Below are 17,026 nucleotides of genomic sequence, written 5' to 3'. Positions count from 1 at the left end.
TCGTGCGCGGCCACCGCGTCGTGCTCGGCGAAGCCCTTCGCCAGCGCCTCGAACCGGTGCCGTGCCCGACCCGCGTCCCGCGCTTCGCCGTGCCGGCTCAGGTCGTAGCCGAGGCAGGGGAGGACGTAGGCGCCGAAGTGGTGGTCCCCGAGCCGGCCCGCTTCGCGCAGCGCTGCCGAAGTTGCTGGTGGACGACCGGAACGGGCGCGGCCTGCGGTTCGCCTACCCCACCACGTCCGTCACGCGGCACTCGGCGGCGGCTTCCTCATCACCAAGCACGCGCTCAAGGTGATGACCCGCCGGCGGTACGGCCGCATCGTCTACGTGTCCTCCGTCGCCGCGCTCATGGGCATCGCCGGGCAGACCAGCTAGGCGGCCGGCAAGGCGGGGCTGTCGGCACCGGCAACGGCGGCTCGATCTCCTTGCTGGGCCAGGACGACCTGCTGGAGGCGGGTGGAGCGCGCAAGGTCTCGCCGCTCACCATCCCGATGCTGATGCCCAACGGCCCCGCCGCGTACGTCGGCCTGGAGCTGGAGGCCAGGGCGGGCGTGCACGCGCCGGTGTCCGCCTGCGCCTCCGGCGCGGAGGCGCCGGCCCGGCCGTTCCGGATGATCAAGTCGGGTGCGGCGGACGTGGTCGTCGCCGGCGGCGCCGAGGCGTGCATCCACCCACGGCGAGAACTGGCTCCAGCGGCTCATGGTGGAGGGGAGGTACGTGGAGGACGTGTACGCCGCCGCTCCCTGAGCCCACCCGGCGCGCCCGGCCCCGGCGAACGCGACCCACGCGGTGTGCGCCCGTGCCGCCGGACCGGGGTCGGAGCGCCCGTGTCGCCGTGCGGCCTCGGCTCGTCGGCGAGGTCGGACACGGACGACAGCTCGGCCGTACCGGCCCGGTCACCCCAACCGCGGCCCCCGGCCCCGGGCCAGGCGGGGCGCGGTGCGGTGGTCCGGGTGCGGCAGCACCAGCAGCTCCGGCACGACCTGGGCGAGGCTGCCCGACAGCTCCCAGGTGATCCGCTGGTCGCGGTCCATGCGCAAGCCGAGCGCGTCGTCGGCGCTGCGGATGCGCACGCAGTCGGTCCAGCCTCCGCCCCATCGGCGGAACCCGTCCACCTGCGCCCGGCCCCGTTCGGGCGGCAGGAACCGCCAGCCCGCGCCGCGCAGGTCCAGCAGGTGCCGGAGTTCGGGGTACAGGGCGAGGACCAGGCGTTCCGCCTCGCCGGGGATCACCAGTGGCACGGGCGCACCTCCACACGCTCGTCGGTCGAAGACCCGGCCGGGGTGGTCGTCCACCCACCGAGAAGGATCACGGCAACGGCCATGCCAAGGGCGCTGGAACACACTCTGTGGCCGAATTTTTACAGACGGTTAACGAACACCGAGCCGGTCGCGCGGCGGACGCAGCTCCCGCGACCGCACGCGGGCACGCCGGTCGGCGGCGGTCACGGCCGCGTCGCAACCGGGCGCGGCGGTGATCCGCTCCGCCGCAGGCCCCTCCCCGGACTCCACCGCGATCGACAACGGCCACGCGCTCACGTCGGCCGGGCCGAACGACCGCGTCGGACCGGTCACCGGGGCGTCAGGGTCACCAGGAGCCGCTCGGGGCCCCTCATGATCGCCGAGCGGGCGCAGCGCACCGGTCCCGGCGGCCGGGCCGCCCGGTAGCCCGTCACCAGCCGGTGCAGCGCGACCTCGGCCTCCCGGCGTCCGAGCAGGGCTCCCCAGCAGAAGTGCGGTCCGTGGCCGAAGGCCACGTGGCCGCGCGCGTCGCGGTGCGGCCTCATCTCGTCGGGTCGGTCGAACTTGTCCGGGTCGCGGTTGGCCGACGCCAGCGACACCATGACCAGCTCGCCCGCCGGGATGGTGACGTCGCCGTAGGCGAGCGGCTCGACGGTGACGCGGTGGGTCGCGTGCCGCACGGGGCTGGTGTGGCGCAGGACCTCGTCGACGGCGCGGGGGATCAGGCCGGGGTCGGCCGCGAGGTCGTCCCAGGCGCCGGTGCCCGCCAGCGCCTCGATCGCGTTGGCGATCAGGTTGGTCGTGGTCTCGTGGCCCGCCACGAACAGCAGGATCAAGTGGTCGATGACCTCCTGGTCGCCGGCGTCGAGCAGCGAGGAGGTGAGGTCCGGTCCGGGACGTGCGCGCTTGGCGGCGACGAGGTCGGCGAAGAACCGCTGCATCGCCTGGGACGCGGGTCGGGCGACCAGCGGGTCGTCCTGCATCAGGGCGGCGGTCATGGCGCGGAATCCGTCCCGGTCGACCTCCGGGATGCCCAGCAGCTCGCAGATCACCGTCAGCGGCAGGGGGAAGGCGAACTCCCGGACGAGGTCGACGGGCCCGGTGAGGTCCAGCCCGGCGAGCAGCGCGTCGGTGATGTGCTCGATGCGGGGCACCATCCGCTGCACCCGGTCGGCGGTGAGGTTCTCGCCCAGCAGCCTCCGCTGTCGGACGTGCAGGTCGCCGTCGCTGAAGAGCGCGGTCTGCCGGAACATCGCCGGCAGCGGCCCGTCCAGGGGCGGCAGTCCCGCTTCCGCCCTCTTGCGCACGATGGTGGCCCCGACCAGCCCCACGTCCTTGGCCAGGCGTCGGTCGGCGAGAGCGGAGCGCACGGACTCCCAGCTGCCTCCCAGCACCCACACCGGGCACAGGCCCGGAAGCATCACGTTGACCACCCACGGGGAACCGAGCCGGTCTCGCAACCGCGCGTGCACCTCGTCGGCGTTGTCCCAGTAGCCCTCCCCGAACAGCACTTGCTCCATGCCTCCACGGTAGAGCCCGAAAGACCTGCGATGTCACCGTTGTTAGGCGACGTGGGCGAGCTTCCGACCGACAGGGGGATACCCGATCCGACGCAGGCCCCTCGCGGTCATGTCGTGACGGTGACCTTGACGCTCGCCGTGGGAATGCGCGTCCCGTCCGAGGCGGTGACGACCGGCCTCACCACGCTGGTGCCGGTCGCCGCTCGGGCGGTCGTGCCCACCCGCAGCGTCAGCTCCCGGTGCTGCCCGGCCGGGACGTGCAGGGCGCCGGTGGCCGGGCTGAGCGTCACGCCGTCGGGCAGGCCGGTGGTGGTGACGGTGACGTCGAGGTCCGAACCAGTGATGTTCCGGACGCCCACCGCGAACGTCGCGCCGCCGCCGAGGGGGCCGGGCCGCTCACCGGTTCCGACGCCGACCGCGCCGCTGCTGACGTACCCGATGCCCGGCGCCTGACCGGCCGACAGCGACGGCGGGGTGTGCCCCTCGGCCCAGTCGCCGGGCTCCCGGCCGAGGTCGAAGCGGAGCGCGGCACCGCCCTTCAGCTCGTCCCAGGTCAACCAGGTGCGGTGCAGCGGTCGGTGGTCCAGCCGGGCGGATCGGACGTACGGCGTCGCGGTGGACGCGTGCGGCGCGGAGATGTCGATGGCGCGGCCGTTCGCGAGCGCGATCCGGACGTGGCGGAACAGCGGGCTGGTGACCGTGAGCCCGCCGACGCCGGGGACCCGCGGGTAGAGCCCGATGGCGTTCCACACGTACCAGGCGGACAGGGCGCCCAGGTCGTCGTTGCCGGGCAGGCCGTCGGGGGAGTCGCGGTAGAGCGCCAGGGCGCGGCGCGACGCCGCCTGCGCCTCGGCCGGTCGGCCGACCCAGTTGTGCAGCGCGGTGACGCCGAGGCCGGGCTCGTTGCCCGGCACCGCGTTCGGGCTGTCCGCCGCGCCGTCGACCTCGGCGAGGTGGGCGTCCAGCCGGGCGGCGGCCACCGACCTGCCGCCCAGCGCCGCGACCAGGCCGGCGAGGTTCTGCGGCACCGCCCAGGTGTAGGTGTAGGCGTTGCCCTCCTTGAAGTCCCGGCCGGACGTGGGGTCGAAGTCCGCCGCGAAGGTGCCGTCCGCGTTGCGCGGCTGGACGAACCCGGTGGTCGGGTTGACCAGGTTCTGCCAGTCCTGCGCGTGCTTCGCCAGCACGGCGGCGTGCGCGGTGTCGCCGAGCGCGGCGGCGTACCCGGCGATCGCCGCGTCCGCGATCGCGTGCTCCAGCGTGCGGGACGCGACGCCGTCCAAGCTCGCCACCGGCACCGACACGGGGTCGGTGTCGCCGACCGGGACGTAGCCCAGGGACCGCTGTGCGGCCAGTCCCGGTCTGATCAGGTACTCGTTGCACTTCGTGCCGGGCCGCAGCGCGCTGTCGAGCATCAGCGCCAGGGCGGACCGGGTGTCGAAGTCGCGGACCCCGAACGCGTGGGCGGTGGCCACGCCCCACTTCGGCATCGCGCCGCACTGCTCGCCGGCGACGACCAGGCTCGTCACCACGTCGCGTGCCACGGCGGGCTCGACCACCGAGATCAGCGCGGCCCCCGCGCGGTGGACGTCCCACCCGGAGAAGTTCGCGTACCGGGTCCGGCCGTCGGCCCGGTGCACCCGGTCGTCGTAGCCGAGGTAGCGGCCGCCGGCGACGGAGACCTTGCCCAGGCTCCGCTCCCAGGCGGCGGACGCCCTGGCGCGCATCGCGTCGAAGTCGAAGTCCGGCGCGTCGGCGGCGAGGGTGTGCCCCGGCGGGCCGAACCCCGAACTCGACCGACTGGTGAAGAACGCGGTGGCGGCCCGGCGGCCCTGGGTGGGCAGGTCGAATCCCGGTCACCGGGACTGGTCCCATCGCCGATGGGAGAAGCTGGAGGGATGTCGCGTCCCCGGTCGAGAACGAGGAACCCGATGACACGGGCCCCTGCTGTGCTCCTGGTGGTGTCGCTCGCAACGGGCGTCACCGCGTCCTGGCCGACCACGTCGTGGGCGGCCCCGCCGACACCGGACCCCGCCGACCGGTGGCCCGCCGCCCCCGGCGTCGAGCGCACCGTCACCGTCAAGGACTCCGCCCGGCTCCAGGACGCCCTCGCCAACGCCAAGGCCGGCGACCGGATCGTGGTGGCCGACGGCCGGTACACGATCGGCGCGATGACCGGGCGCAAGGGCACCGCGGCCAAGCCCATCACCGTCGTGGCGGCCCACCGCGGCCGTGCGGTGGTGGACGACGGGCAGCTGGAGGTGGCGGACTCCTCGCACGTGACGTTCGAGGGTTTGCGGTGGACCAACCGGTCGACCCTGCGGATCACCGGCTCGCACCACGTGCGGTTGACCCGCAACCACTTCCGGCTCACCGAGGAGTCGTCGCTGACCTGGGTGCTCGTCCGGGGCGAGGACAGCCACCACAACCGGATCGACCACAACCTGTTCGAGGAGAAGCACCAGCTGGGCAACTTCGTCACCGTCGAGGGGTCGGAGACGGAGCAGTCGCGGCACGACCGCATCGACCACAACCACTTCCGGAACATCGGCCCGCGCGCGGTCAACGAGATGGAGGCCATCCGGGTCGGCCGCAGCACGATCTCCCGCTCCAGCGGGTTCACCGTCGTCGAGGCCAACCTGTTCGAGGACTGCGACGGCGACCCGGAGATCGTCTCGGTGAAGAGCAACGACAACACCGTCCGCTACAACACCTTCCGGTCCTCGCAGGGGACGCTGTCGCACCGCCACGGCGACCGGGGCTCCTTCCACGGCAACTTCTTCCTCGGCGAGGGCAAGGAGAAGACCGGCGGCATCCGGATCTACGGCCGGGACCACAAGGTCTACAACAACCACTTCGAGGGCCTGACGGGTTCCGGCTACGACGCCGCGCTCCAGCTCGACGGTGGCGACGTGGACACCTCGGGGGCGCTGACCGCGCACTGGCGCGTCTACCGGGCGACCGTCGTGCACAACACCTTCGTGGACAACAGGTCGAACATCGAGATCGGGGCCAACTACACCTACCCGCCGGTCGACTCCACCATCGCCGACAACGTGGTGACCGGGGCCCGCGGCAAGCTGTTCAACGAGCTGAAAGCGCCGGTGAACCCCACGTACGCCGGGAACGTCGCGTGGCCGACCGGGTCCGCGACCGTCGGCGTCACCCGGCCCGCCGACGCCGTCCGCGTGGTCGACCCGCTGCTGCGCCGCGAGGGACCGGTGCACCGGATCGGCGCGGGCAGCCCGGCCGTCGACACCGGCACCGGCCGCTACCCGTTCGTCACCGACGACATGGACGGCCAGCCGCGGGCCGGCGTCCCCGACGTCGGCGCGGACGAGCGGTCGACCGCCGCGGTGGTCCGGAAGCCGCTCCGCGCGACCGACGTCGGCCCGGACGCGCGGTAGGACGGCTCGCCCGGCCCACGTCCGGGACCACCTCCACGGCCACGTCCGCCACCGGGAGCCGGCGGGTGCGACGACGCCCGCCGGTTCCCGGCGCGGTCAGGACGGCGGTTCCCGGCGCGGTCAGGACGGCGGTTCCGGTGCGGTCAGGACGCGGTTCCGGTGCGGTCAGGACGGCAGCTTCGCGGCGGCCACCGCCGCCAGGCGCTTGGCCCTGGCGCAGTACTCCGCGCCCGGCCGATCGCCCGTCACGGTCAGGACCACCACGTCGATCTGCGCCCGCTGCGGCAGGTTCGGCGGCCGGTGCGGGACGTTGACGGTGCAGCTCGTGCCCGACCCCTTGTCCAGCTCGACGTACCCCGGGCGCCCGTCCAGGTCCACCAGTTCGCCCGCGACCACCTCCGTCGCCGGGTGCTGGTCGTAGCGCAGGTTGATACCGGGGCCGCCGATGGTGCTGAACCACTTGCACGCCCAGTTCCCGAACACGTTCACGGCCGAGTCGCCGTCGATCGCGGCCAGCGTGGCGAGCGCCTCGTCGTCCAGCAGCGCGCAGGCGTCGACGTGGGCGAGCGAGCCGGCGGGGAACGGCGTGCCCCGCCGGGGGATGGGACCGCTGCGGAGCACCTCCACCACGGTGTCCGTCGCGACACCGGCCACCGTGCAGAGGTCCAGCGGCGGGTTCTTCAGCTTCGCCGACACCCGGACGGCGTACTTGTCGTCCACCACCACGGTGCGGTCGCACTCGCCGGCGTCCTGAGCGCCTTCGACGACCTCGAACGGCTGTCCCTGCACCGCGCGCGACGCGCGGGTGATGAGCTGGACCTCGACGTCCACCGGCGCTTTCGAGCCGACGTCGACCAGGCTGTCGCACCGGTTGAAGTTGCCGTAGGTGGTGAACAGCCGCGTCGGGCCGAACCGGCGCAGCTCGCCCTCGTCGATCAGCGCGCAGGGGTCGGCGGTGCGCTCGTCGCCGACGAGACCGCCGGCCCGCTGCGCCGCGGGCGCCTGGTGCCGCCAGGTGAGCACCACCGCGCCGACGGCCGCGACGAACACGGCCGCGACGGCGACCTTGAACGCGCCACGACGCCACACCGGGGCGCGGGCGGGGCGTCGGGCCGGCGCCGGTGGCGGTGGCGGCTCCCGGTCGCCGACGACCTCCCCGATGCGCGAGCGGACCTCGTCGGCGGTCGGCCTCGCGTCGGGACGCGGCCGCAGCATCTCGCCCAGCAGCGGGGTGAGGGGACCCGCCTGGCGCATCGGCAGCGCCTCGCCGCGCCGGACTCGCTCCAGCACCTCGTGCGGCTCGCCGGTGCCGAACGGCGGCGTGCCCTCGACCGCCGCGAACAGCGTCGCGCCGAGCGAGAAGACGTCCGAGGCGCGACCCGCCGGGTACCCGCCGGCCACCTCGGGCGAGGTGAACGCGGGTGTGCCGGTGACCCTGCCGTCGTCGGTCCGGGTCACCTCCCGCCAGATGGAGACGCCGAAGTCGGTCAGCTTGGCCACGCCGTCGTCGGTGATCAGGATGTTGCCCGGCTTCACGTCGCGGTGCACGATGTTCTTCGCGTGCACGGCGGCCAGCGCACCGGCGATCTGCGCACCGATCCTCGCGACCCGCTCGGGCGGCAGCGGCCCCTCGGCCGCCAGCACCTGGTCGAGGCTCTTCGCCGGCACGTACTCCATGACGAGCCAGCAGTCGTCGCCGTCGACGGTGTCGAAGACCGACACGGCGTTCGGGTGGTGCACCTGCGCGGCGGTCTCGGCCTCGCGGCGGAACCGCGTCCGGTCGGTGTGGTCCGCCGCCGTGTGGGGGTGCTTGAGCGCCACCCGCCGTTTCAGCTTCCGGTCGAACGCGCCCCAGACCACGCCACCCGATCCGGAGCCACGGGCGTCCTCCAACTCGTACCGCCCGCCCACGACATCACCGGTGCGCACGGCGCGTAGTGTAGTGACCACGTTCGCGTGCGTCCGGATTTCGTCCGGTGGATCCGTCGTGAACTGGTCGGATGCGCCGCACTTTCACCCGATGGGCGGTCACTTGACCATTGCTCGCATTTCCGGCGGTCAATTGTCGCGGTCGACTCGGGGCATGCCCGCGAAAGGGGTGTCGGTGAAACCGATCCGGTGATCGATTTCCGCGGGACGCCCGCGCCGCGCCCGGTCAGGGCAGGGGGTCCAGCAGCGCCAGGTCCGGTGGCACGAGGGTGGTCGACAGGACGAGTTCGCGCAGCAGGTTGTCGTTGAGCGCGTTGCCGACGGGCTCGCCGACCTCCTCGCGCAGCAGGCCGTGGACGCCCGCCGCGGACAGCCTGGCCCGCACGTCGGCGACCATGTGCTCGACCCGCTTGACGCCCCAGCCCGCGTGCGGCTGGAGCTCGTTCAGGACCTCGGCGACGTGCTGGCGCGACACCGGCTGCGGGTTCGCCTCGTGCAGCAGGTACCGCTGCCCCAGCACGACCAGCAGCAGGTGCTCGTCCGGGGTGAGCCGCCACCGCTTGGGCGGCTGCGTCGCGGTGGCGTGGTGGGCCGACGGGTGGCCGCCGTCCTCGCCGGCGACGTACAGCTCCAGCAGGTGCTCGCGGTCGTGGGAGCCGCGGATGAACAGCGGCGTGTAGCCGTTGTCCAGCGGCACCGGCTCCTCGTCGCGGAACAGCCACCGGGTCCTGGGCAGGCGGATGGGCAGCCGTCCGGTGTTGGTGACCCACCAGCGGCCGGCGCGGCGGGTCAGGAGGCCGTGCCGGCGGCTCACCCGCAGGTCGGTCTCGCCGACGCACAGGTCGACGTCCGGGCGGTTGCGGCCGAAGCGGACGCTGCGCCCCTCCACGGGGTTGGCGCTGATCTTCCCGCTCAGCGCCAGCGCGACGACTGCTCCGGGAGCGGCGCGCGGCACGTCGCGCGCCAGGCTTTCGGTGTTCATCCGGCCTCCTCGTGTCGCCGGGCAGTGTCGCCCGATCGCCTCGGGACCCGTCCCGCCATGAGGGGATGGTAGGCAGCCACCTCGTCACCGGTCGGGAATTCCACCCGATCGCCCGTTCACCGGCGGGGACGGGTCCCGGACGGCCTCCGCCACCCTGCAGGCATGAGCGACATCCAAGTCACCCTCGACACCCTCAACGGGCTCGTCGACCGGCACCGCGTCGTGCACGACGAACTCTCCGCCACCAACCAGCAGACCCAGGTGCTCGCGCAGGTCCAGCCCCCGATACCGGACCCGGCGACCACCGCCTTCACGACCGCGGCCTGCCAGGCCGGCCAGGGGCACCTCGACTCGGCCGCGAAGGTCGAGCAGGACCTGCAGACGCGGATCGAGGAGCTGAAGGCGTCGATCGACCAGTACGCGGATTCCGAGCAGACCAACAAGGAACGCTGGGGGTGAACGACTGATGGCAGGGCTCAACGGGTACGAGATCTACCGGATGGTGTCCGAGGCCGAAGGCGCCGACGGGCTGAACCAGGCGGCGGACGTGGCCAAGGACGCGCGCACGCGCATCCAGAACCTCGGCGACGAGCTGCGCCGGCTCACCGCCGAGCTGGAGGCCGCGTGGCAGGGCAAGGCGTCGGAGCGGGCGGCGCGGGCCGCGCAGCCGATCGAGCAGGGCCTCCAGACCGCGCAGGAGACGCTGGAGAAGGTCGACACCTCGTTGCGGACCCAGGCGCAGAGCTGCGACCAGTTCAAGAACCAGGTGATGCCGGTGGCGACGCCGGAGCCGCCGGAGCTGACCCTCTTCGACGAGATCACGCCGTGGGACACCGACAACGAGATCGCGCGCAAGCAGTGGTTCGAGGCCGACGCGCACAACCGCCGCGTCTACGCGGACTACGCCGCGGCGACGGAGCAGAACCAGGCGGTGCTGCCGCAGATGGCCCCGGCGTCCGGCGGCGGCGGAGCGGGCGCGGACACCGCCGTGCAGACCGCGAGCGCGTCGACCGTGCAGTCCGCGACGTCCGCGCCACCGCGGGCGGCCGGCGAGGGGGGCGCCACCGCGCCGTCGTCGGCCGGCTCGGCCGGTGGGGGCAAGGCTTCCGCACCGCCGTCGACCGGGTCGGGCGGCGACCAGTCCTCCGGAACGTCACCGTCGGGTTCGGCCGGCGGTGGCCACGCCTCGGCTCCGCCGTCGTTGAGGGGTGGCGGCAGGACCTCGGTCAGCAACAAGGGCGACCTCGCCGGTCGCGCGCCCGCCGCGCACGTGCCCGCCCCGCCGAGGCTGCCGGGTGAGCGGACGGCGATCGCCGACCTGTCCACCGGTGCGCCGGGCGGCGTGCCGATCGCGGCGCGCCCGGCGTCGGCCAGGGACACCGCGCGCACGTCGAGCGTGCCGAAGGGCGACCACCTGGCCGGTGGCGCCCCGATGCTGCCGGGTGGGATGGGCGTCGGCGACCCGACCGGCACCAGGGGGCAGCGGGGCACCCGGGGTTCGGGGGACCGTTCCGCCACCCTCGGCGCGGGCGACCGCTCCGCCGTCCTCGGCCGGACGCCGACCGACGCCGTCCCCGCCGCGCCCGGCGCCCGCGGTGCGACCGGCAGGGCGGCGATGGCGGGCATGGGCGGCATGGGCGGCTTCGTCCCGCACGCCCCGTACGCGCGTGCGGACGAGGACGAGCAGCACCAGCGCACCGTGTACCTCAAGGACGACTCCGACGCGCTCGTCGGCCCGATGCCCGACAGCGTGGCGCCAGTGATCGGGGAGGACTGATGTTGCGCGCACCGGTCGTCTTGTCCGACACCGAGTTCGACGTGCTGTGGCACCACGACGACCTCGGCGAGCACCACACCGTCCTGCACGTGCCGCCCGCCGACGCCAACACCCTGGAGGTGGAGAACGCGCTGCACCGCGAGGGCGTGCGGGTCGACGAGGCGCTGGAGGCGTTGCGGGTGCTCGCCTTCGCGGACTTCGAGTGCTTCGGCTGGATCGCGTACGACCGCGAGGTCACGCTGCCGGTCGTCGTCGCCACCGCCGGTCGGCACGGCGTCTTCGCGTTGCGGGACAACGGCCACGTGCGGATCGACGCGCTGCACGGCGACCCCTCCGTCGCGCTCGCGGCGTGCCTGCCGGAGGTGCCGCCCGGCCGGGGCTCGTCGATCAACGCCCGCGCCGAGGAGGCGCAGGGGTCGCGGGCACTGGTCGAGCTGATGCAGCGCCCGCGCACCGGCGTCGCGAAGCTCTTCGCGGCCAAGCGCGACCGGTACGGGCGACGCCGGCGCTCGACGTCGTTCGTCACCACGCTCGACTGCCCGGACGGCCGCTGGCTGGTCGTCCGCTACGTCGACAACCGAGGCCAGGCATGGGTGCACGCCACACCCGCGGGCCGCCCGATCATCGCGCAGTGGCTGCACCGCCTCGGCGATTGACCGGGAACGCGCAAGCAGCAGGCCGTGGGTGGAGCCGGCCTGCTGCTCGGCCTTCCGTGCGCGGACGTGGTGGACCCGGCATCCGGGGTTCGACCGCGACGGCCACGGCCGGGCGCCCTTGCGGGGCTCCGGAAAATGGTGTGGGGAGCGGGCGGTGGCAGGCGTAGCGTCGGCGGTCGTGACCACTGCGGTGAACGCGGGAGACGACCCGGCGGACGGCTGGTTCCCCGAGAGCGTGGCCGTGCGCTACGACGCGCCCGGCGGCGCGAACGCGCCCGAGGTGGTGACGCCCGCGGTGGACCTGCTCGAAGACCTGGCCGACGGCCCGGTCCTCGAGTTCGCCGTCGGCACCGGGCGGATCGCCGCGCCGCTGGCCGCTCGCGGCGTGCCGGTGAGCGGCGTCGAGTCGAGCCGGGCGATGGCGGCGCGGGTCGCGGGCAAGCCGGGCGGCGACGCGGTCGAGGTCACGATCGGCGACATGACGACGACGCGGGTGCCCGGTCGGTTCTCGCTGGTCTACCTGGTGTTCAACACGATCGACAACGTGACCACCCAGGACGGGCAGGTCGCCGTCTTCCGCAACGCCGCCGCGCACCTGCGGCCGGGCGGGCTGTTCCTCGTCGAGGTGGGCGTGCCGGCCCTGCGCCGCCTGCCTCCGGGCCAGGACACCGTCCCGTTCGCGACGACGCCCGGCGCGGACGGCGGCGGCTACGTCGGGTTCGACCGGTACGACGTCGTGACGCAGCGGTTCACGTCGAACCACGTCACCGTGTCACCGGACGGGACGGGGCGGTTCCGCAGCATCCCCTTCCGGTACGCCTGGCCCGCCGAGCTGGACCTGATGGCGCGCCTGGCCGGGATGAGCCTGAAGCACCGCTGGTCGGACTGGGACCGCTCGGAGTTCACGGCCGAGAGCACCAAGCACGTGTCGGTCTGGGAAACCGGCCCGGACACGTGATGGTGTGAGCCCCCACCAGCCTCGGGGACGCCGGTCCACCTCGGGTTCGTCCCGGTGCGAGACGCGCGCTCGTCGGCGGACGTGGCGATCGGGGCGTGTGGCGCCCGTCAGCCGGTGCGGGGCGTGTGGCGCCTGTCCGCCGGTGCGGCCCGTGCGGTCGTCGGCCCGTCGACATCCCGGCGGCGCCGGCGCTCAGATCGGGTAGGGACTCGTCGGTAGGCGCATGATCGGGTCACAACGTTCGCAGCGGGTTCGGCCCGGGCGCATCCACAGGAGTCGTTCGTTGCACCGCTCGCACTCCACGTTCGAGTCGGCGGCGACGTGCGACGCGTTGCGGCAATCGGCGGGATCCGCCGAGGCGCGGTCGGTGCCGGCCGGCCTTTCCGGCGTGTAGCGGGCGGGGCCGCCGGTCAGCGACTCGTAGAGTCGAAGGTCGTTCGGCGGGACCAGGTACACGGTCCGGCTGCTGGTCATGAGCGGCACCGCCCGGCCGGCGGGGACCAGGGCCGCCACCTTGTCCAGCGTCAGACCCGCCCACGGTCTGAGCTTCGGGTGATCGCCGCCGCAGTGGCGGTGGTTGTCCGGGCATGTCCCGAAGTTGTGCAGGGTGCACTTGGCGGCCTCGACTCGGCGCAGCCCGGTGGCCACGGCCGAGCCCCTGGGAGGCAGGTCGTCCCACGGGAGGTGGTTGCAGCCCACCGACGGCACGCGGTGGAACCACTTCGGTACGCGCTCCGCCGCGGTGAACCACAGCGACAACCAACCGGCTCGGTGTGATCGAGCGGTGCGCCCACTCGCTGTCGACAGGTTGATGCGGGAGAGCTGGACCTCCACACCGGTAGGGGTGGGACCGTGGATCGCGACGTCCAGGACGTTCCCGGTGCTCGTCGTGAACTCGGTGTCGCTGCGGAAGCCGGCGTCGTCGCCGGCTCGGTGCCAGTACTCCTTCTGCCGCTTGTGCTCGTCGCTCTCCCGTGCGATCGCATGCGCGCCATGACCGCCGCCCGCGAAGTGGCTCGCGTAGTACTTGCCGTCACGCACGCGGACGAACATCTCGTCGTGGCCCGGCACGGCCGGTTCCATGCAGAGCAGCACGCGGTCGCCGCGCCCGATCTTGCCCCGCAGCGAGGCGACCATCCGGTAGTCGCTCTCGGAGAGGCGGGAGAGGTCCAACTCGCGGTTGTCCGGGACGTACAGCACACGCGTCGTCATGACGGCCCCGCATTCTCACGACCGGTAGGTGGTTGAGCGAAGAGCTGCGTGCCGCGATGGTACGACGAACCGGCTCCTCCCTCGGGCTCGTCGAGCGGTACGCGGGCAGCTGTGCGGACGGCGGCCCGACATGCGGCCGTCGGTGGTGTCGACGTCATATCGGCGGTTGGACGGGCGAACGCGCGACACCCGTCAGGCGGTGCGGTCCGGGTGGTCGTCGACCGCGCCGGTCCGGTGGCCGCGTGGAGACCCGTGCCGCGACCGGGGGACGACCAGGCCCGTCTCGTAGGCCAGGACCACCAGTTGCGCCCGGTCGCGGGCGTGGAGCTTCGTCATGGCCCGGCTGACGTGGGTCTTGGCGGTGAGGTGGCTGATGGTCAGGTGGCGGGCGATCTCGTCGTTGGACATGCCGGCCGCGACGAGCGCGAGCACCTCGCGTTCCCGGTCGGTCAGCACGTCCAGCTCCGGCGGGCGCGTCCGGCCGGGCGGGGTGGCGACGAACTGCTCGATCAGCCGCCTGGTCACCGCGGGCGCGAGGAGCGCGTCGCCGCGTGCCACGACGCGCACGGCGTGCAGCAGTTCGCCCGGCTCGACGTCCTTGACCAGGAAGCCGGCTGCACCCGCGCGCAGGGCCGAGAAGACGTACTCGTCGAGGGCGTGGTTGGTCAGGATGACCAGGTGCACCGCGGCGAGGTCGGGGTCGTCGGCGATGCGGCGGGTCGCGGCGATGCCATCCAGCCCCGGCATCCTGATGTCGAGCAGGGCGACGTCGGGCCGGTGGGCGCGGGCCAGGTCGACGGCTTCCGCGCCGTCCCTGGCGGCGGCCACGACGGTGAGGTCCGGCTCGGAGTCCAGCAGCGCCGTGAACGCCGCCCTGATCAGCGGCTGGTCGTCGGCGAGCAGGAGGCGGATCACCGGTGCGGCCCCGTCGGGACGGGCAGCAGCGCCTCCACCAGGAAGCCGCCGCCGGGAGCCGCGCCCGCGGAGAACGAGCCGCCGAGGGCGAGGGCCCGTTCGCGCATGCCGATCAGGCCCGTGCCGTGGGTCGCGGTGGTGCCGGGCGGCGTGCCGTCGTCGCGGACGCGGAGCCGGATCGCGTCGGGCCGGTGCGCCACGGACACGGTGACCGCGGACGCGCCGGAGTGGCGCAGCACGTTGGTCAACGCCTCCTGGACGATGCGGTGGGCGGCGAGGCCGATCGCGTCGGGCACCGGGCGCGGGACGCCGCGCACGTGCAGCTCGGCGGCCAGACCCGCCCGTCGCGCCCTCGCCACCAGCACCGGCAACCCGTCCATGCCGGGCACGCCGTCGTCGGCCCGGCGCAGGACGCCGAGGGTGGCCCGCAGCTCGCGCAGCACGTCGCGGCTGGCCTCCTTGATCGCCACGAGACCTGCGCGGGCCCGGTCCGGGTCGCGGTCCAGCAGGTGCGCGGCCACACCGGCGTGGACGTTGATCACCGACATGCTGTGGGTGATCGTGTCGTGCAGCTCCTGGGCGATCCACAGCCGCTCCTCACCGGCCCGGCGCAACGCCGCCTCCTCACGGGTGCGCTCGGCCTCGACCGCGCGCTGCTCCACGACCCGCAGGTAGGCGCGGTGGCCGGCCACCATCGTGCCGATCACCACCGCGGCGGCCAGGAACCCGGCGTTCCACGCCACACCGCCGTGCGGGCGCGCGGTGCCGAGCGGGATGGCCACGACCAGGTACAGGGCGGCGAGGAACGCCAGCGCCGCGGTGACGCCCTGCCACCGGCGACCGGCGGCGACCAGGGTGTAGACGGCCGGCAGCACCGGCGCGGAGGCGAAGATGCCCGGGTACCGCAGGCCGTAGTAGGCCACGCACGTCGCGGCGGTCGCCCACACCACCGCCAGGGGGAACCGGCGTCGCCACGCCAGCGGCACGGCCCCGGCCACCAGCAGCGCGTACCCGACCGCGTCCAGCGCGGTCTGCACGCCGGTACGCGGCACCAGCAGGGTGCCCAGGACCATCCCGAGCCCCGTCGCGGCAGCGGCGGCGACGTCCGCCCTCGACTCGACCACCCGGACACGGTAACCGGGTGCCGAGGGCAGGCCATCCTCCTCCGGACGGGTCCGGCACGTACTCCCGACGCGGTAGGCGTGCCGCTTCCGGCCCGACCGCGCCACCCGCCGGAGCAGCCGCGAACACCCGCGTCGGGACGACGACCCGGCGGCCGCGGCGCGACAGGCTTCGGCCATGACGATCGGAAGGCACGTGACGCGCACCCCGACCCCGTGGACCAGGCGGCTCCAGGTGCTCACCGCCGTGTGCTCGGTGGTGTTCACCACCGGTACCGTGCTGCACGGGTGGCTTGTGATCACCCCCGAGACGCTCGAAGCGATGATGCGGTTGAGCGGCAGGACGGCCGAGCAGGCGGCGGCGGAGGCGCCGGGTTTCCTGGTGGCGTTCCGGGCCGTCGCGGTCCTGTACGTCATCGGCAACGCGCTCGGCGTGCTCGCCCTGCGCGGCCGGCCGTGGACCTTCTGGCTGGCGCTGCTGGTCAACGTCACCCAGGCGGCCGGACCGATGGGCATGATCCCGCCGGTGGTCTACCGGGCGGCCGTCGACACCCACGGCGTGGCGGGCCTGCTCCCTACCCTGATCACCGACGGCGGGGCGCTGCTCCTCTCCGCCGCGCTGATCGCCGGCTTCCTCCGCTTCCGCACGGCCTGGGCCCACCGGACCGACCGGTGACCGCTCGCCCCGCCGCCGCGACCGACGTGGGGCGGTCGCGGCGGTGTTCAGGCGGCCAGGTCACGGATCACCGACCGCAGCGGCGCGACGGCGTCCGGGGAGCGCAGCAGGTCCGACGATGCCAGCACGGTGTCGGTGCCGATTCGGAGCCAGTAGGGGCCTGCGACGGGCACCTCGTGGATGGACAGGGTGAAGTCGAGTCCGTCCCGCCCCAGCTCACGCCGGACCTCGTCGACCAGGTCGTGGAACGGGATGACGTCCCGGGTGTGGGGCTGTCCGGTCCGGGCTTGTTCCGCGCGGAGGCCGGCCGCCCACCGCGAGTGGTCCCGCCGCAACCGCGGGAGGAGGTCGTCCAGTGCCTCGGGTGGGCCTGCGGGTGCGGGTGCCTCGTGGCCCGCTGCGGGGCGGGCGCCGGTGATGCGGGTCCACCAGTCGTCCCAATGCCCGGCCAGGCCCGGTGGGTCGGGATGGCTTCGTGCGGGTGCGGCGGGTTCGAGTGGTGGGATCGAATCGGCGGTCGGGGAGGTGATGCCGAGGGCGTCGCGCACGTAGAGGGCGAAGGCGATCTCGCCGAACGAGTCATGGTTGATCGACCAGGAAGGGTTGCCGTCGAAGCGCATGTTCCACGGTATCGCCGC

The 17,026-nt window shown here is 73.8% G+C and carries 17 protein-coding genes and 1 pseudogene; 8 read left to right on the top strand and 10 right to left on the bottom strand.

Translation table 11 applies throughout. The features are described from left to right. Positions 1 to 377: 377 nt before the first annotated feature. Positions 378 to 671, top strand: a pseudogene (locus C8E97_RS21715) (beta-ketoacyl synthase N-terminal-like domain-containing protein); the annotation flags it as partial. Next, positions 622 to 744, top strand: coding sequence for a hypothetical protein (locus tag C8E97_RS36575; RefSeq protein ID WP_281275501.1), 123 nt, complete (start codon positions 622 to 624; stop codon positions 742 to 744). The pseudogene C8E97_RS21715 and the gene C8E97_RS36575, both read left to right, overlap by 50 nt. Positions 745 to 893: 149 nt before the next feature. Here C8E97_RS36575 and C8E97_RS34805 read toward each other — a convergent pair whose 3' ends face one another. The 4 genes from C8E97_RS34805 to C8E97_RS21705 form a co-directional block, all read right to left on the bottom strand. Continuing rightward, complete coding sequence (locus tag C8E97_RS34805) at positions 894 to 1,238, bottom strand: hypothetical protein (protein WP_170211537.1); 345 nt, start codon at positions 1,236 to 1,238, stop codon at positions 894 to 896. A gap of 129 nt (positions 1,239 to 1,367) precedes the next feature. Then, positions 1,368 to 1,571, bottom strand: coding sequence for a hypothetical protein (locus tag C8E97_RS34800; protein WP_170211536.1), 204 nt, complete (start codon positions 1,569 to 1,571; stop codon positions 1,368 to 1,370). Continuing rightward, complete coding sequence (locus C8E97_RS21710) at positions 1,568 to 2,758, bottom strand: cytochrome P450 (protein WP_121007349.1); 1,191 nt, start codon at positions 2,756 to 2,758, stop codon at positions 1,568 to 1,570. Before C8E97_RS21710 ends, C8E97_RS34800 begins: the two co-directional genes overlap by 4 nt. 107 nt (positions 2,759 to 2,865) lie before the next feature. After that, positions 2,866 to 4,482 (bottom strand): GH92 family glycosyl hydrolase, encoded by a 1,617-nt coding sequence (locus C8E97_RS21705; RefSeq protein WP_121007348.1) that lies wholly within the window; start codon positions 4,480 to 4,482, stop codon positions 2,866 to 2,868. A gap of 234 nt (positions 4,483 to 4,716) precedes the next feature. Here C8E97_RS21705 and C8E97_RS21700 point away from each other — a divergent pair, with 234 nt between their 5' ends. Then, entirely contained in the window at positions 4,717 to 6,162 is a 1,446-nt protein-coding gene (locus tag C8E97_RS21700) for a polysaccharide lyase 6 family protein (RefSeq protein ID WP_211347109.1), read from the top strand. Between the two features lie 165 nt (positions 6,163 to 6,327). On the opposite strand, the gene C8E97_RS21695 is transcribed toward C8E97_RS21700, so the two are convergent. Further along, positions 6,328 to 8,091, bottom strand: a complete 1,764-nt coding sequence (locus tag C8E97_RS21695) for a serine/threonine-protein kinase (protein WP_147455199.1) — start codon at positions 8,089 to 8,091, stop codon at positions 6,328 to 6,330. 226 nt (positions 8,092 to 8,317) lie between these two features. Then, a complete protein-coding gene (locus C8E97_RS21690; protein ID WP_121007345.1) occupies positions 8,318 to 9,073 on the bottom strand; it encodes an FHA domain-containing protein in 756 nt (251 codons plus the stop codon). 162 nt (positions 9,074 to 9,235) lie between these two features. On the opposite strand from C8E97_RS21690, the gene C8E97_RS21685 reads away from it, so the two are divergent. The 4 genes from C8E97_RS21685 (at position 9,236) to C8E97_RS21670 (ending at position 12,464) form a co-directional block, all read left to right on the top strand. Next, on the top strand, positions 9,236 to 9,532 hold the full coding sequence (locus C8E97_RS21685; protein WP_121007344.1) for a hypothetical protein: 297 nt from the start codon (positions 9,236 to 9,238) through the stop codon (positions 9,530 to 9,532). A gap of 7 nt (positions 9,533 to 9,539) precedes the next feature. Next, a complete protein-coding gene (locus C8E97_RS21680) occupies positions 9,540 to 10,850 on the top strand; it encodes a WXG100 family type VII secretion target (protein ID WP_121007343.1) in 1,311 nt (436 codons plus the stop codon). Beyond that, the gene (locus C8E97_RS21675; RefSeq protein ID WP_121007342.1) at positions 10,850 to 11,506 is read left to right on the top strand and encodes an ESX secretion-associated protein EspG; all 657 of its coding nucleotides are present in this window, start codon (positions 10,850 to 10,852) and stop codon (positions 11,504 to 11,506) included. The genes C8E97_RS21680 and C8E97_RS21675 overlap by 1 nt, the downstream gene beginning before the upstream one ends. Before the next feature lie 178 nt (positions 11,507 to 11,684). After that, complete coding sequence (locus C8E97_RS21670) at positions 11,685 to 12,464, top strand: methyltransferase domain-containing protein (protein ID WP_121007341.1); 780 nt, start codon at positions 11,685 to 11,687, stop codon at positions 12,462 to 12,464. Between the two features lie 192 nt (positions 12,465 to 12,656). On the opposite strand, the gene C8E97_RS21665 is transcribed toward C8E97_RS21670, so the two are convergent. The 3 genes from C8E97_RS21665 to C8E97_RS21655 all read right to left on the bottom strand — a co-directional run bounded on the left by C8E97_RS21665 (position 12,657) and on the right by C8E97_RS21655 (position 15,715). Next, entirely contained in the window at positions 12,657 to 13,676 is a 1,020-nt protein-coding gene (locus C8E97_RS21665; RefSeq protein ID WP_147455198.1) for a competence protein CoiA family protein, read from the bottom strand. A gap of 192 nt (positions 13,677 to 13,868) precedes the next feature. Next, positions 13,869 to 14,591, bottom strand: coding sequence for a response regulator (locus tag C8E97_RS21660; RefSeq protein WP_121007339.1), 723 nt, complete (start codon positions 14,589 to 14,591; stop codon positions 13,869 to 13,871). Beyond that, positions 14,588 to 15,715 carry a sensor histidine kinase gene (locus C8E97_RS21655; protein ID WP_170211947.1) on the bottom strand — a complete coding sequence of 376 codons (1,128 nt, stop codon included), beginning with the start codon at positions 15,713 to 15,715 and terminating at the stop codon, positions 14,588 to 14,590. Before C8E97_RS21655 ends, C8E97_RS21660 begins: the two co-directional genes overlap by 4 nt. A 175-nt stretch (positions 15,716 to 15,890) precedes the next feature. Here C8E97_RS21655 and C8E97_RS21650 point away from each other — a divergent pair, with 175 nt between their 5' ends. Next, on the top strand, positions 15,891 to 16,388 hold the full coding sequence (locus tag C8E97_RS21650) for a hypothetical protein (protein WP_121007337.1): 498 nt from the start codon (positions 15,891 to 15,893) through the stop codon (positions 16,386 to 16,388). 47 nt (positions 16,389 to 16,435) lie between these two features. On the opposite strand, the gene C8E97_RS21645 is transcribed toward C8E97_RS21650, so the two are convergent. Continuing rightward, positions 16,436 to 17,008: a hypothetical protein gene (locus C8E97_RS21645; RefSeq protein WP_147455197.1), complete on the bottom strand. Its 573-nt coding sequence runs from the start codon at positions 17,006 to 17,008 to the stop codon at positions 16,436 to 16,438. Positions 17,009 to 17,026 lie beyond the last annotated feature (18 nt).

The organism is Saccharothrix australiensis, from assembly GCF_003634935.1.
Classification (GTDB): Bacteria; Actinomycetota; Actinomycetes; order Mycobacteriales; family Pseudonocardiaceae; genus Actinosynnema; species Actinosynnema australiense.
Note: the sequence above shows the minus strand (reverse complement) of the source record. Positions and strands in the feature narration are given on the sequence as shown.